The following is a 14,174-nucleotide window of genomic DNA, read 5'->3' as shown; positions in this document are numbered from 1 at the left end:
TTTACCAAAAAAGAAAGCCCCGCATAAGCGGGGCTGGATAGTGCGAGTTGACAACTTAGTCGCGGCTGGCGAAGCCCAGAATGCTCAGCAGGCTGACGAAGATGTTGTACAGCGAAACATACAGGCTGACCGTTGCACGGATGTAGTTGGTTTCACCACCACGGATGATATTGCTGGTTTCAAACAGGATAGCGCCTGAAGAAATCAGAATAAACACCGCACTGATGGCCAGATGCAGAGCTGGCAGTTGCAGGAAGATATTCGCAACCATACCAATCAGCACCACCACGATACCTGCCATCAGCATACCGCCGAGGAAGGACATGTCTTTACGGGTGGTCAGCACATAGGCAGAACAGCTGAAGAAGACCAGAGCAGTGCCGCCCAGCGCCATACCGATAACATCACCCATGCCTGCAGACAGGTAGGTGTTCAGAATCGGTCCCAGAATGTAGCCCAGGAAGCCGGTGAATGCGAAAGCAGACAGAATTCCGACCGGCTTATCCGCAGTTTTATATGTCAGGAACATCAGACCATACATACCCACCAGCGTCAGGATTAGACCCGGGGATGGCAGCATCAGCACGGTGCTTGCCGTTGCGGTGATGGCAGAAAACGCCAGCGTCAGGCTGAGCAGAAAATAGGTATTGCGCAGCACTTTATGCGTGCTGAGTAGCGATGTACGGTCGCGCGAAGAACTAATAATACGATCCATGAGTCACTCTCTTATGACAGATGTAATTAATGATGGAGGATAATGAAATCACGGGTAATGACACAGCGATTTTACCCATCTTTACGCATTTTAACCCGCCAGACTTAAGCATATTATTTCAGCAAAAGTGTCTAAATTAGATGTTACCACTTATTGTTTGAAAATGTCAGATCGACATCTTATAGGTTACTGAAAAATATTGCGTTATTCCTGAATCTCTCTGACAGTGACAGCGGTGTCTACATAAAACAGAACAATAAGGTGCAGGGAATGACTCAACACAAATCGAAGGTATTTACGTTTACGCTGTTGGCCGCCTGTATGATATCAATAAACGGCGCGGCATGGGCAGCTCATGTTCCCGCAGGAACAACATTGGCTGAAAAGCAGGAACTGGTGAGAAATAACGGCAGTGAGCCGGCATCGCTGGATCCGCATAAAGTCGAAAGCAACGTTGAGTTTAATTTAATCAGCGATATGTTCGACGGTCTGGTTGCTGTTAATCAGGATGGGTCTATCGAGCCCCGCCTTGCGGCATCCTGGGAGAATAAAGACAATACTATCTGGACCTTTCATTTACGTCCGGGCATTACCTGGTCTGATGGCTCTGCGATTACCGCACAGGATGTTGTCTGGAGCTGGCAGCGTCTGGTCTCGCCGCAAACGGCTTCACCTTATGCTTCGTATCTGGGCAATATGCATGTTGCGAATGCGGTTGATATTGCCCAAGGGAATAAAGATCCCGCTACACTAGGGGTCAAAGCCCTGGATGATACCACGCTGGAAATTACCCTGACGCAACCGACGGCGGCGTTTCTGGCGATGCTGGCGCATCCATCGCTGGTGCCGCTGGATAAAGTTCTGATTGGGCGTTTTGGCGACAAGTGGACCCGACCAGAACATTTTGTCAGCAGTGGGCCGTACAAACTATCGCAATGGGTGGTCAATGAGCGCATCGTTGCCGAGCGTAACCCACATTACTGGGACGATCGGCATACGGTTATTAATAAAGTTACTTATTTGCCCATCAGCTCAGAGTCGGCTGACGTAAATCGCTATAAGGCCGGTGAAATCGACATTGTTTATAGCGTACCGGTCAATCAGTTCGCCCAACTGAAAAAAACGATGGGCGATGAACTGCATGTCTCTCCTCAGCTTTCAACGTATTACTATCAGTTCAATACAACCCGCGCGCCGTTTAATGATCCGCGCGTGCGCCGGGCGCTGAATATGGCGTTGGATAAAGACATCATTGCGCAAAAGGTGATGGGGCAGGGACAGCGAGCAGCGTGGGTTATCAGCCAGCCGGAAATAGGTGGGGTGAAACTGCATGCACCGGAGTATGCGTCATGGCCGCTCGAAAAACGTATTGCTGAAGCCAAAAAACTGCTTGCTGAAGCCGGTTTTGGTCCTGAGCATCCGCTTAGCTTGAATTTGCTCTACAACACCTTCGAAACGCACCAGCGTATTGCGATTGCCGCATCGTCGATGTGGAAGAAAAACCTTGGCGTCGAGGCGAAGCTGCAAAACCAGGAATGGAAAACCATGCTGGACACTATGCACACCGGTAATTTTGACGTCGTGCGCTATGCGTGGATAGCCGATTATGATGATGCTTCAAGTTTCCTCAATATTTTCCGTACCGGTGATAGCGAGAATACTACCAAGTACAGCAACCCCGCCTTTGATGAAGCGATGCGTAATGCGGCGAAAGCAAATTCACTGGAAGAACGAGGCAAATACTATCAGCAGGCTGAAGATCTTTTAGGTGATGATGTCCCTGCGATTCCGGTTTACCACTATGTCCGCACGCATCTGGTGAAGCCGTGGGTGGGGGGATTTGCGCCGGATAACCGGGGAAATTACTACACCAAAGATATGTACATCAAAAAACATTAAGCGTTGTAGCTGGTATTTGTGCTGATTAAATGGTCAATCTGTTGTTATTTCAGTCGATTAACAACATTTTGGCTGTTTTTCAGGCAAACGAACACATTGGTGCTTTACAGGTCCGTTCGGGATGTTTATAGTGCGCCTCATTGGAAGCGTGGCCGAGCGGTTGAAGGCACCGGTCTTGAAAACCGGCGACCCGAAAGGGTTCTAGAGTTCGAATCTCTACGCTTCCGCCAAACATGAACCCCAAGCTATCAAATAGCTTGGGGTTTTTTCATTTTGCTTGATTTATATTTTTCCTTCCTTTACTTGTCTTAGTCGCGCGAGGGCAACAGCGCAGCTGACCGGTTGAATGCTGGTGAACTGAGTAATCCCCCGCCTCGCAAGACCTACATGAGCGAACGTCTCTTCATTCGTCGTAATATCCATAGCAGCCCCAGCATAATAGCCAGATAGCCCATAACGTAATTCCCTTGCTGTTTTCGTTCAGAGAGCGCCGGATCGGCTGCCCATGCCAGAAAGGCGGTAACATCCCTGGCGTATTGCTCCTCAGTTTCAGCTTTCTGTGACGCCGGACTCCATTGGATCTCTCCGCTATTCAGTGGTTTCGGCATGTTAATCACGCCGCCCGGAAAATAGCGGTTAGCCTTCAGTTCGGGATCGTCAGGCAGATAGCCGGTGAGTAGCGCGTAGACGTAATCAGCTCCCTGGTCCGTGTAGGGCAGAAAAGCATCTAACAGGAATTGCGGAAATCCACGATCGTATGAGCGGGCGCGGACGATATAGCTCAGGTCAACAGGTTCTGCGCCATTATTAAGGTATCGAGCTTCCCGCTCGTTTAAATATGGCGATATAAAGCTGTCATTTAGCGTCCCGTCCCGCTCACCCATCTGGCCGTCATCCTGAATCTCAGGAAACTGATAGCCGTTAGCGATACTTCTTGCTTCTTCTTCTGTGAGTTCCGGGCCGCCGGATCTGGTCAAGGTTCGAAAGGTAAGGTGCTTCATGCCGTGACAAGCGCGACACTTCTCTTCATAAACCTGCAGACCACGCCGAAGCTGCTCTTTATCATACTGGCCATTGATGCCGCTGAAACTCCATTCCTGTCGTTCAGGCGTGGCTTCTTGCGCATAGGTGGAGCCCAGTCCCAATAGAGAAAAACACAGAACACTGAATTTCAATAGTCGTTTCATCATCAGTCCTGTTTTTCCAGAAAACGACGGCAAGGTAATACGATTAAAAACCAGGCAAACCAAATCAGCGTCGAAAGCTGGGACGCGGCACGTATCCAACCTTCTTCGTTACGAAAACCGTCAAGAAGGTCGGGGCCAACCAGCGCTTTCGATCCTAACCAGCCTAAAAAGCAGGCATTGATGACCCACAGCCAGAATCCGCATTTGACCAGCTTGCTGTAATGGCGAAAACGAGCCCGGGAGGTATCAAGCCAGGGAAGAAAATAGAAAATCAGTATCGAACCGCACATCGCGGCTAGTCCTACGAATTCATTCGGGAAGCAGCGCAAGATGGAGAAGAAGGGAAGGAAATACCATTCTGGCGCAACAATTGCCGGTGTAATCGTTGGGTCTGCGGGAATAAAGTTATCGGCGCTGCTCAGATAGTGCGGAGCAAAGAATAAAAACCAGGCGAAGAGCATCAAAAAAAGGGTGATTTTGATGGCATCGAGATCGGTAATTTGGTAATCGAACAACAGGCTCCTGGACTCTTTCTCGCTGAACTTCTTTTTCATCGCCTGGGCAAACGCTGACTGTACGGTTCGTATATGAAAAACCGTTGCCACGACAATCACAAAAGGAAGAATAAAGTGGATAACAAAAAAGCGGCCAAGCATCGGTGTTCCCGGCGTATGGCTACCGACTAAATATGCGTATAACGTATCACCCACTAGCGGAATGGCCTGGGCAAAGCGAGTAATGACCGTTGCCGCCCAGTAGCTTTTTTGCCCCCAAATAAGACTATAACCAAGAAATGCGGTTATCATCAGGAGGATATACAGCGTGACGCTAATCAACCACATTGTTGTCCAGGGCTTGCGGTACACGTTGTAGTACATACCGCGAAAAATATGCAGATAACAGGCAAAGAAAAAGAGCGATGCCCCAATAGCATGCATATTGCGTATCAGTTCTCCGTGGCGAACCGCACGCATAATATGAATAATGGAGTCAAATGCCAGCCCGGCTGTCGGCACGTAAAACATCGCCAGTACGATACCTGTCAGGATCTGCACGCCGAGCATAACCAGCAGGATTGCGCCGATAGCGAACAGCCAGAGTCCGGTAATCGAGCGAGGAAAAGGAATTCGCCAGCGAAGCGAATAGACGCGCTCACTCATCATGTCAGGCTTCCTTAGTGCCGATACGCACGATCTGACCATCAGAATGAAAGGCGTAATCCGGGATTGCCAGGTTGGTCGTTGCGGGGCCGCGCGTCACGCGCCCGGAGGTATCAAATTCCGAGCCGTGGCACGGACAAATCCAGCCCAGCCCTCCCGGCTGGGCGTTGGGGACACATCCGGCATGTGGACAGTACCCTTGAACCACTAGCCATTGGGGATGAACGGCAGAGACCCTCTCGCTGTCAGACTGTGGGTCAATAAGCGTATGCCAGTCGGTATTTCTGGCGGCGACAATCTCTTCCTGCGTGCGGTGGTGAATAAGAATCAGCTTTCCCTGCCATATGCGCCTGATGGTTTGTCCAGCAGCAACACCCGCAAGAGAAACATCAATCGGTTCATTTTCCCCTAGCGTTTTCTCATCCGGGCTTAAGGCCGAAACCAGCGGCCACACGGCAGCCGCGACGCCCGCCGCGCCGACGAATTTCGTCAGTTTACACAGGCATTTCCGACGCTGTTCCTGGATTTCGCCATCTGCAAGTTTTTTATCTGCCACCTTGTATTTCTCCCAGAGTAATGCGGATTATTGTTTGTCGATACGCGCGTAAATTTCCTGAAAGCGCTTATCAGCAATACCCGGCGCTTTGAATGCCCGATAGCTGTCCGGTAACGTGGTATCGCCAACCTTAATCATCATCACCATGCCCTGAGCGTAATGCGGTGAACATTTGATGCCGTAAAATCCAGGATTGTCATAAGTCACCTCGATCTCTTCATCTATTTTTCCCATGAAACCGGGATAGTCAGCCGGAGACAATTCAGCAATTGAAGCCGCGTTGTGGCTCTTATGCTTACGGATAAACTTCACCGTATCACCGGGTTGGATCTCCAGATAATCCGGCTCGTAGACCATCGGCCCCGCAGACCCACGATTCTTCATCAACACTTCGTGAGTTTGCGCGAAGGCTGAAGAGGCGAGGGCGAGTAAACACAAAACTTTCAGACTCTGTTTGAGGTATTTCATCGATTCTTCCTTAAAATTCATCAGGTCTTTGATAACGAATAAAACAGTTTTCACTACCCGCTTCATGTTCGACAACGGCGTCGATACCAAACCAGGCATGGAGATTTTCGCGGGTAAAAACGGTGCAAGGTTTACCCTGCATCGCCATATGTCCGGAGGTCATTACGATGATGCGATCGCAGAACATCGCGGCATGATTAAGGTCGTGCAGAGCAGCAATCACCGTGAGCTTTTCACGTTTAACCAGACTCAGCAGGCCAATCTGATGTTGAATGTCGAGATGGTTGGTGGGTTCATCCATCAGCAACAATTGAGGCTGCTGCGCCAGCGCCCGTGCGATATGCAGGCGCTGTTTTTCTCCCCCGGAAAAGGTATGCCAGCAGCGGTGCTGGAATTCACTGAGATCGACCTTCTCCAGCATCGTTTGTACGATATCGTCATCTTTGGCAGACCAGGGGGTGAGCAGGCTAAGCCAGGGGGTCCGTCCCAGAGAAACGGCTTGTAAAGCGGTAAGCCGCTCGCTGGTTTCAGCCTGTTGTTCGACCAGCGCCACCTGTTGCGCAAGATGACGCCGCGAATAGTGCTGGAGCGCTTTTTGCCGCAGAGTGATGTGCCCGGAAGTCGGCTTCAGCAAACCGGCCAGCAGTGAAATCAGTGACGTTTTGCCCGAGCCGTTGGGACCGATGATACCGACAAACTCGCCGGGAGTTACGCGAAGAGAAATATCATCAACAATCGTCTTACCCTTTACCTTCCAACGCAGATTGCAGGCTTCAATAACGGCTTGCGCAGAGGTAACAAGTGGCTGTACGAGGTTTACCGTCATTTGTTCTGGTTTCCTCTTATCAGAATGATTGAAAACGCAGGCGCGCCGACTAAAGCCGTGATCACCCCAATTGGCAGTACCTGACCGGGTAGTAACGTGCGGGAAATAACATCGGCGACAATGAGGAAAATGGCGCCGGTAAGCGCACTAACCGGCAGCAGTCGATGATGCTGGTTGCCGACCAGCAAACGAGCGGCATGAGGGATCACCAGACCGACAAAGCCGATCGCACCAACAATGGAGACCATAATCGCTGTCATACCGGTGACAGCAGCAATCAGTACTGCGCGGGTACGTTTGACCGGAATGCCCAACGATGCCGCGGATTCAGCGCCAAAGGAGAACGCATCAAGGTGGCGGACATAACAGAAGCACAGCGCAATACCGACCAGAGCGGTAGGAATAGCTAAGACAACATCGGGCCAGCGTACACCGCTCAAATTGCCTAACAACCAGAACATAATTCCGCGTGCTTGCTCGGCGTTTGCTGAGCGGGTGATGATAAGCGACGTAATCGCATTGAACAGTTGCGAACTGGCGATCCCGGCAAGAATGATTTGGGTTGTAATCCCGCCGCCTTGTTTACCGCCAGCGGCCATCGCCAATAGCGCAACGAACAGAAATGCCGTCAGCGCACCAATGAACGCCCCTAAAGACATACTGATGATGCCAGCCCCCAGTCCCGTGAGCGCAATCAGCACCGCACCGGTAGATGCTCCGGCAGAAATCCCCAGTAGATAAGGTTCGGCGAGCGCATTGCGTAGCAACGACTGTAACACTACGCCGGAAACAGCCAGGCAGGCGCCGCAGCTGGCTGAGACCAGTGCTCGGGTCAGGCGGTAGTTCCAGACGATCCCCGCATCCAGTGCATCGACAGGATAGTGGGTATCGAAAAGATGATTTGCCAATGTGCTGAGTACGTGCCGCCAGGGGATAAACGTTTCGCCGATGGAAATCCCCGCCAGCAGTACGCAACACATCAGCGCACTGACCCAAACGGCATGACCACCGACTCTCACCGCAAGCTGACCAACAGCGCGACGCATCCTGCGAGAATCACTCATGATTATCTGCGTTCCTGAGTAACGGAGATGCGCTATACCGTGCCGTGATATAGCGCAAAATGTAGATTAATGAGCAGCCTGCGGATGCGCTAAGCCATATTCAACCAGAGCGTCAGCCAGTTTTTCCACCCCATCAATAGTTCTGATCCCGGCATTCATTGTCTGTACGTCAATAACCGGCAGATGGTTTTCTTTGACGGCAGGAATCAGTTTGGTGACAGGATCGGACTGGAGGTATTCCATCTTGATCTTCCAGTCATCTGCCGGGAAGCGTCGGCGGCTCATCTCACCGAGCACAATGACAGAAGGGTTAGCTTTAGCGATGGTTTCCCAGCCCACCGTTGGCCACTCTTCAGCAGAATCAATGACATTTTTCACACCCAGCGTTTGGGCTATCCATGCTGCTGGGCCAAACTTCCCGGCAACGTAAGGATCGAGCTGTAAATCGGCGCTTGAGAACCAGAACACGGCAGAAACATTCTTATCCATGCCGGTAATTTTATTTTTTGCTGCTGATTCACGCGCTTTAAGGCTGGCAATCAGCGCTTCGCCTTTATCCTGAACATCAAAAATTTTTGCCAGATCGGCGACTTCCTGATACACCATGGCAATATCAAACATGCCCTTACGAACACCATCACCCCCATCTTCGTTATCCTTAGCACAGTCAGCTGGCGCGGTGTAAACGGGCACCTTCAGTTCACTAAACTGTTCGTATGAGGCAACTGTGCCAGCAGGGCCGATTTGCCACTCAAACTGGCTGGCGACCAGATCTGGTTTTTTAGCCACAATTCCTTCAAAGCTGGGAATATTTTGCGCAATGACGGCAACTTTTTCATTTGCTGCTTTGTAAGCATCCAGTACCGGGCCAAACCACAACGAAGTACCCACGACACGATCGGCCAGTCCCAGTGAATAGAGAATCTCGGTACTGTTCTGACCCACGGTTGCCACGCGCGTTGGTGCCTGATTAAAGGTAATATCGCGTCCACAGTTTTTAATCGTCAGAGGATATTCGGTTTTTGCCGCGTTAGAAAAACCGGAGGTGAGCAGCAGGGCAGTGGTACCAAAAATAGCCAGAAGCGTTTTTTTAGAAGAGAAAAATGTAGAATTAGCGTGCATTATCATCGTCCCGTTGATGCCAGAATCTTAAAGTCTGGTCATGGCTCATTTCATTCCATATATCGGGAGGAGACATGAAGATAGATGACATTGAATCGTGAATTTTAAGAATGAAGATATGCAACAAATGCAAATAAGCCTTACTTAGCCAAAATCTTATTCATAAATACACTACTGCTTGCGTCAAATAATTCATCCCATGGACCATCCCGTCCACTTAATGGTATACATCGTTGACAGCAGGTCTCCTGACTCACGGTAATCAGAATATCGGCCTTCCCATAAAGACGAGCTTTACAGTGACCTGTGGCTTATTAACCACACAAGGATATTCTGCATCCGCCTACAGTTGCGGGGGCAGTTATGGAATTGAATTGAATAATTCTCACCATATTCCTATTCATATACAAAAATGTAATGAAATGCTGTCAAAAGCGACTCTAACGGTAATTGTTAACGAGGTCAACAGTATGAATAAATAGAGAAAACCTCACACCTCTGGTAAAATTGCTATGTTTTACAGTTGGTTATGCTTAAATCCTTTATCTCGGATGTATACATGAAAATAACAATAAAAAGCTAAATGAGAATTGATTGATATTGATCAAGCTATAAACACGGTTTTATTTATTCAATTTAATCATATTGATCGTTATCAATAACGCAGTTAATTAGCGTTGGGTTAATTTAATAATGTGATCTCTGCATATGTACCAATTGCCATTCATCCTGCATATCCATAACGACGCTAAAATCTTTACGCAACCAAAAATGATACCCTCCAGGCAAGAAATGATGAGTATGAAGATATAAGGTTTTATATTTTTGCTGCTGGCAGAACATTTGAGCTAAAGCAAACAACCGGCTTCCGATTCCCTGTCTGCGGTAGCGCGCATCCACGTAGCAACGACAAATTTCTGCCGTTTCAGGCAAATTATAGTGCCCACGTAGCTCAGTGATACGATCATCATATTGACATACCGCAAGTGTAGCGATGAGCTCTTGTTTTTCACTCCATGCGCAAAGTAATAGATTTCTTTCTTGCAAAATATACTGCTGCCTGAGATCGAAGATATCTTCTTCAGCAGCAGGCATGACTCTCCCGGCATTGAAGAACAAATTAAGATGCTTAATAAGGAACGACTGAACAGCAGGTATATCGGCGTGAGTTCATCTCACTAAACCTTAATCGGGTCATGGCAGGCATCCAAGCTTAGAGTGGAATACGATAATAACAATAAGACCACTTTCAAAACAATATTGACGCTGCTATGGCTACTCGCGCCAACGCGGTAGTCACCAGCGATTTGGGGGCTAATCTGTTCTTTTATTGTTCTGGGTCTTGCTTTTCCTAACTGTTGCCGGGGCATAGTTTTCCTCTGCATCCTAAGCCTGCAACTCTAACTCTCAGAAATGAGAGGCCGATCCTTTGAGCAGGACTTTTGTCCTCAATCCTCTGCAAACGTCTGGTTACAATCCCTGCATATCTCCAATACCCATAATTCAGGAATTGTTATGACTGCACATATTAATGCTAAAGCGGGTGATTTTGCGCCAACTGTGATTATGCCGGGCGATCCGCTGCGCGCAAAATTTATTGCCGAAAATTATCTCATGGATTACCGCGAAGTTACCAACGTGCGTAATATGTTGGGCTATACCGGTCTTTATTTTGGTCAACCTGTTTCGGTGATGGGACACGGTATGGGTATTCCGTCTATGACGCTATACGCTCATGAGCTGGTACATGATTTTAATGTGAAGAGAATTATTCGCGTCGGTAGCCTGGGGGCAACACAACCGCATGTCAAAATGCGCGACATTATTCTAGCTCTCGCTGCCGGAACGGACTCTGTCACAAATTTAAAACGTAGCGCGGGCTACACGATGGCGACATCCGCTCACTTCCCATTACTAAAACAGGCGTGGATGCTGGCGCAGAAGGCCGGAATCGACATTAAGGTCGGTAATGTTTTCAGTGGCGATCTTTATTACGATCCTGACGAAAACCTCATTCCTGCACTGGAAAAGTTTGGTGTACTGGGTGTGGATATGGAGGTGGCCGGCTTATACGCCTTAGCACACCAATTTAATATTGAAGCACTGGCTATTTTAACGGTGTCCGATCATTGCCTGACAGGCGAAGAAACCACGGCAGAGGAACGACAATTAACTTTTAAGAATATGATTGAGCTGGCGCTAAATACAGCCATTACGGCTTAGCATTAGCTTTTAATTGAACCAATCAGGGATGTCATTATATGAAGAATAAAATAGCACTTACACTGATTAGTTTTCTGGCAAATTTTATTATGGCGGGGTTTGCCAGTCAGTTTGGAATGTTGATTGAACCGATTGCGGTACGTTACAGTGCTGATGTGAATACCGTTGCCTCGATATTTTCGCTGCTTAACGGTGGGGCATTAGCCGGGACCATCGCCGCCTTTTTCCTGATAGAAAAAATTGGCGTCAAGCGAATGACGTTTATTATCTATTCGATAGTGTTCCTTTGTTCGCTGGCAATGCACTTAAGCCCCGGCTTATGGCCGGTGATGGTTGCCATGACTTTGGTGGGCTTTTGCGGTGGGATTGGCCTGTGTGTGGCAGGAACGATTGTCGTTTCGGTATGGCAGGATCGCATTCAAAGTACAATGTTGGTGGTACAAGACGCCACCTTTAACGTCGCAGGCGTGGTTTTCCCGCTGATCACCACCTACGCCCTGACGCACAATATGTCATGGAGTTACAGCTATCTAAGTGTTGGCATGGTAGCCTTACTTACGTTAGGTGTGGTGGCGCTCACTCGTTTTACTGCCTGTGAAACCGCGTCTGCGGAAGATCGGACAGACGCGGTGAAGTCTGAGTGGAACCCAGGGATTATTAGCGGAGGTATTGGTCTGTTCTTAGGTATGCTGGCGCTGTATACCTTCCTGACCTGGGCACCATTATTTGTGAAGAACAAATTTGGCATTCCATTTGAAGAAGCCGGTAATATTATTACGCAATACTGGGGAGCGGCGTTGGTTGGGGCGCTAGTATCAACTGTCATTGTTTCTCGAGTGAGGATACATTATTTCCTGTTGAGTATTATTTTTCTCGCTTGCGTTATTACGACCATTATTGTAACGAAAGACAACATCTCGGGGCTTGATTATCTGGCTTATAGTTACGGATTCGTCTGTGCGGCGCTGTATAACTCCTTTATTGCCTACGGAGTTTCATTTGTGAAGCGCGCAAGTAGTCAGAATGTTTCATATATTTTAATTAGCGGTAGCGCCGGGGCTATGTTTAGTCCAGCGATCAGTGCGCTAATGGAAAAAACAATGGGCTTGCAGAAAATTATGTACGCAATACCAGTATTATATTTAATAATCTTTATCATGTTGATGGGTACATTAAAACTTAAACGTAACAAAGCACAGTAATAACACTTACCTCTCTAATTAGATAGTCAGTCGCCACACCATTTATTTGGTGGGGCGACACTCAACCTTGCTCAAAGGAATTGAAAATGATGAAGAATAAATCAATGATTAAAAAAACAGTTCTGGGCGCAATCGTTGCAATGAGCTGTACGCAAGCGCTTGCTGCTGATTATACCGATGGCAACGTCCGTAAAAATGATTTTAACTGGATGCAGATGAACTTAATGCAAAGTGTGGATGCGAAAGTGCCTTATGGTATTCGTAATGACACTTATCTGGAACTGGAGTTTGGGGCGCGTTCCGGAATTATCGATCTGTATGGTTATGTCGATTTCTTTGATATTTTTGACCGCAAGCAGGATGACCGCCATGGTGGCGATAACTTTTTCGCCAAGATATCCCCACGGTTTTCCCTGGATGCTATTTTTAATAAAGATTTATCCGTTGGGCCATTTAACGAATTCTATATCGCAACGGTAAATAACATTGGCGACCGGGAATTATTTGAACATTATGTCGGTCTGGGCACAGATGTTAAGGTTCCGTGGTTTGGTCTGGTGGGAATGAACATCTATGCGCATTATGTGCGTGAAAACTACGGTGCGGATAACGAAGGCAAGTGGGATGGCTACATGTTCTCGACCAACTGGTCGACGCCGTTCTATACCTTTGCCAACGGCAGCTACCTGAACTATCAGGGTTACTTTGACTATCAGTTCGCCGCTAACAAGATTGCTAATCAACCGTTATACAGCAATAACGCGATTGAATGGTATAACGGTATCTACTGGCATTCAGAGCATTATGCGGTGGGTTATGGCCTGAAGTATTTCCGCAATATGGCATTGATGGAAAATCACGGCGGAGCAGGGCGCACCACCGGACTCGGTCACTACTTCAACCTTACCTATAAATTCTGATTGCGCTGAACTGACACACCAACCTTCTCTACGGAGAAGGTTGGTGTGTCAGTCAATGATGTCATTGCCGAGGAATTTACGCAGCCCATCCAGATCCTTAATTTCCAGTCCTTGCTTCGTGCGCGTTACCAGTCCGGCATCCGTCAGGGCTTTAACCGCCCGCCGATAGACCCGATCGGTGGTGCCGAACCGTTCTGCTTCCTGGTATTTTTTATGGAAACCATCCATCGGCTGTTTGTTCTGATGCTGGCGATACAGATCATACGCCACGTTATGAACGATAGGGTAGAGCATCCGGTGCAGGAAGATTTCCAGCATATCCTGATAATCAATCGCCATCGCACTGGCAAAAAATATCGCCAGTCTCGGGTGCTGGTTTAGCGCTTCTTCCAGACGCTCACAGCTGCACACCGCCACGGTCAACGGCTCTTCGGCCACGATATCAAGCTGGCAGCGATACCCGGTAAAAAACTCCATTTCACCAAATAGTTGCTCATCACATTCCATTGCGCCCAACTGAAAACGGCGACCATTTTCCGCGCTGTAACGCAGGGAAATTCTGCCTGATTGCACCATGATAAGTCGATCGATTACCTGTCCCTGGCGATAGAGATACTCATCTTCGTGGATCATCTGCGTTTCAGAGAGCAGTTCCTGGAATATCTTCTCAATTAAGGCATCATCATGCTGCCAGATATTGTGAAAACGACCTTTTGTGAGGGGCTTAAGCTGCATGGCTCAACGTCTTATTGTTTGAGATAATTCTTATCGCTGACTGTATGCCATCTACTGCTTAATGTCATTAAGAGCAGGTTTTGGGACAATAAAAGGG

The 14,174-nt window shown here is 48.4% G+C and carries 13 protein-coding genes, 1 tRNA gene, 1 pseudogene and 1 riboswitch; of the genes and pseudogenes, 5 read left to right on the top strand and 10 right to left on the bottom strand.

What is annotated here, in order from left to right:
- Positions 1 to 55: 55 nt before the first annotated feature.
- Entirely contained in the window at positions 56 to 715 is a 660-nt protein-coding gene (yccA, locus tag OGV74_RS17460; RefSeq protein WP_003035917.1) for an FtsH protease modulator YccA, read from the bottom strand.
- 270 nt (positions 716 to 985) lie between these two features.
- On the opposite strand from yccA, the gene OGV74_RS17455 reads away from it, so the two are divergent.
- Positions 986 to 2,614, top strand: coding sequence for an ABC transporter substrate-binding protein (locus tag OGV74_RS17455; RefSeq protein WP_086503921.1), 1,629 nt, complete (start codon positions 986 to 988; stop codon positions 2,612 to 2,614).
- Between the two features lie 142 nt (positions 2,615 to 2,756).
- Positions 2,757 to 2,844, top strand: a tRNA-Ser gene (locus OGV74_RS17450).
- A gap of 153 nt (positions 2,845 to 2,997) precedes the next feature.
- On the opposite strand, the gene OGV74_RS17445 is transcribed toward OGV74_RS17450, so the two are convergent.
- The 8 genes and pseudogenes from OGV74_RS17445 to OGV74_RS17410 form a co-directional block, all read right to left on the bottom strand.
- A complete protein-coding gene (locus OGV74_RS17445; RefSeq protein ID WP_016149885.1) occupies positions 2,998 to 3,801 on the bottom strand; it encodes a cytochrome c1 in 804 nt (267 codons plus the stop codon).
- Positions 3,802 to 3,803: 2 nt separating this feature from the next.
- Positions 3,804 to 4,964, bottom strand: a complete 1,161-nt coding sequence (locus tag OGV74_RS17440; protein ID WP_086503923.1) for a cytochrome b — start codon at positions 4,962 to 4,964, stop codon at positions 3,804 to 3,806.
- A gap of 1 nt (position 4,965) precedes the next feature.
- Entirely contained in the window at positions 4,966 to 5,517 is a 552-nt protein-coding gene (gene petA / locus OGV74_RS17435) for a ubiquinol-cytochrome c reductase iron-sulfur subunit (protein WP_086503924.1), read from the bottom strand.
- A gap of 27 nt (positions 5,518 to 5,544) precedes the next feature.
- Positions 5,545 to 5,985, bottom strand: a complete 441-nt coding sequence (locus OGV74_RS17430; protein ID WP_003035925.1) for a pseudoazurin — start codon at positions 5,983 to 5,985, stop codon at positions 5,545 to 5,547.
- A 10-nt stretch (positions 5,986 to 5,995) separates the two neighbouring features.
- The gene (locus OGV74_RS17425) at positions 5,996 to 6,811 is read right to left on the bottom strand and encodes an ABC transporter ATP-binding protein (protein WP_003035928.1); all 816 of its coding nucleotides are present in this window, start codon (positions 6,809 to 6,811) and stop codon (positions 5,996 to 5,998) included.
- Positions 6,808 to 7,875, bottom strand: coding sequence for a FecCD family ABC transporter permease (locus OGV74_RS17420; protein WP_016149890.1), 1,068 nt, complete (start codon positions 7,873 to 7,875; stop codon positions 6,808 to 6,810). Before OGV74_RS17420 ends, OGV74_RS17425 begins: the two co-directional genes overlap by 4 nt.
- Before the next feature lie 66 nt (positions 7,876 to 7,941).
- Positions 7,942 to 8,997 (bottom strand): ABC transporter substrate-binding protein, encoded by a 1,056-nt coding sequence (locus tag OGV74_RS17415; protein ID WP_086503925.1) that lies wholly within the window; start codon positions 8,995 to 8,997, stop codon positions 7,942 to 7,944.
- A 221-nt stretch (positions 8,998 to 9,218) separates the two neighbouring features.
- A riboswitch (cobalamin riboswitch) is annotated at positions 9,219 to 9,442 on the bottom strand.
- Positions 9,443 to 9,684: 242 nt separating this feature from the next.
- A pseudogene (locus OGV74_RS17410) lies at positions 9,685 to 10,195 on the bottom strand (GNAT family N-acetyltransferase).
- Positions 10,196 to 10,512: 317 nt separating this feature from the next.
- Here OGV74_RS17410 and deoD point away from each other — a divergent pair.
- From deoD to OGV74_RS17395, 3 genes are all read left to right on the top strand, one after another.
- Complete coding sequence (gene deoD, locus OGV74_RS17405) at positions 10,513 to 11,220, top strand: purine-nucleoside phosphorylase (protein ID WP_071697318.1); 708 nt, start codon at positions 10,513 to 10,515, stop codon at positions 11,218 to 11,220.
- Positions 11,221 to 11,258: 38 nt separating this feature from the next.
- The gene (tsgA, locus tag OGV74_RS17400) at positions 11,259 to 12,422 is read left to right on the top strand and encodes an MFS transporter TsgA (RefSeq protein WP_003035944.1); all 1,164 of its coding nucleotides are present in this window, start codon (positions 11,259 to 11,261) and stop codon (positions 12,420 to 12,422) included.
- A gap of 86 nt (positions 12,423 to 12,508) precedes the next feature.
- Positions 12,509 to 13,342, top strand: a complete 834-nt coding sequence (locus OGV74_RS17395) for an outer membrane protein OmpK (protein WP_003035947.1) — start codon at positions 12,509 to 12,511, stop codon at positions 13,340 to 13,342.
- A 48-nt stretch (positions 13,343 to 13,390) separates the two neighbouring features.
- Here the strand turns inward: OGV74_RS17395 and OGV74_RS17390 are convergent, their stop codons facing one another.
- The gene (locus OGV74_RS17390; protein ID WP_086503926.1) at positions 13,391 to 14,077 is read right to left on the bottom strand and encodes a Crp/Fnr family transcriptional regulator; all 687 of its coding nucleotides are present in this window, start codon (positions 14,075 to 14,077) and stop codon (positions 13,391 to 13,393) included.
- Positions 14,078 to 14,174 lie beyond the last annotated feature (97 nt).

It is taken from the genome of Citrobacter sp. Cf116, from assembly GCF_030336505.1.
GTDB lineage: Bacteria > Pseudomonadota > Gammaproteobacteria > Enterobacterales > Enterobacteriaceae > Citrobacter > Citrobacter freundii.
Note: the sequence above shows the minus strand (reverse complement) of the source record. Positions and strands in the feature narration are given on the sequence as shown.

Bases quoted from the DNA above. Each gene is read 5' to 3' on its own strand.
- yccA (WP_003035917.1), bottom strand. From the start codon at position 715: ATGGATCGTATTATTAGTTCTTCGCGCGACCGTACATCGCTACTCAGC.
- OGV74_RS17455 (WP_086503921.1), top strand. From the start codon at position 986: ATGACTCAACACAAATCGAAGGTATTTACGTTTACGCTGTTGGCCGCC.
- OGV74_RS17445 (WP_016149885.1), bottom strand. From the start codon at position 3,801: ATGAAACGACTATTGAAATTCAGTGTTCTGTGTTTTTCTCTATTGGGA.
- OGV74_RS17440 (WP_086503923.1), bottom strand. From the start codon at position 4,964: ATGATGAGTGAGCGCGTCTATTCGCTTCGCTGGCGAATTCCTTTTCCT.
- OGV74_RS17430 (WP_003035925.1), bottom strand. From the start codon at position 5,985: ATGAAATACCTCAAACAGAGTCTGAAAGTTTTGTGTTTACTCGCCCTC.
- OGV74_RS17425 (WP_003035928.1), bottom strand. From the start codon at position 6,811: ATGACGGTAAACCTCGTACAGCCACTTGTTACCTCTGCGCAAGCCGTT.
- OGV74_RS17420 (WP_016149890.1), bottom strand. From the start codon at position 7,875: ATGAGTGATTCTCGCAGGATGCGTCGCGCTGTTGGTCAGCTTGCGGTG.
- OGV74_RS17415 (WP_086503925.1), bottom strand. From the start codon at position 8,997: ATGCACGCTAATTCTACATTTTTCTCTTCTAAAAAAACGCTTCTGGCT.
- deoD (WP_071697318.1), top strand. From the start codon at position 10,513: ATGACTGCACATATTAATGCTAAAGCGGGTGATTTTGCGCCAACTGTG.
- tsgA (WP_003035944.1), top strand. From the start codon at position 11,259: ATGAAGAATAAAATAGCACTTACACTGATTAGTTTTCTGGCAAATTTT.
- OGV74_RS17395 (WP_003035947.1), top strand. From the start codon at position 12,509: ATGATGAAGAATAAATCAATGATTAAAAAAACAGTTCTGGGCGCAATC.
- OGV74_RS17390 (WP_086503926.1), bottom strand. From the start codon at position 14,077: ATGCAGCTTAAGCCCCTCACAAAAGGTCGTTTTCACAATATCTGGCAG.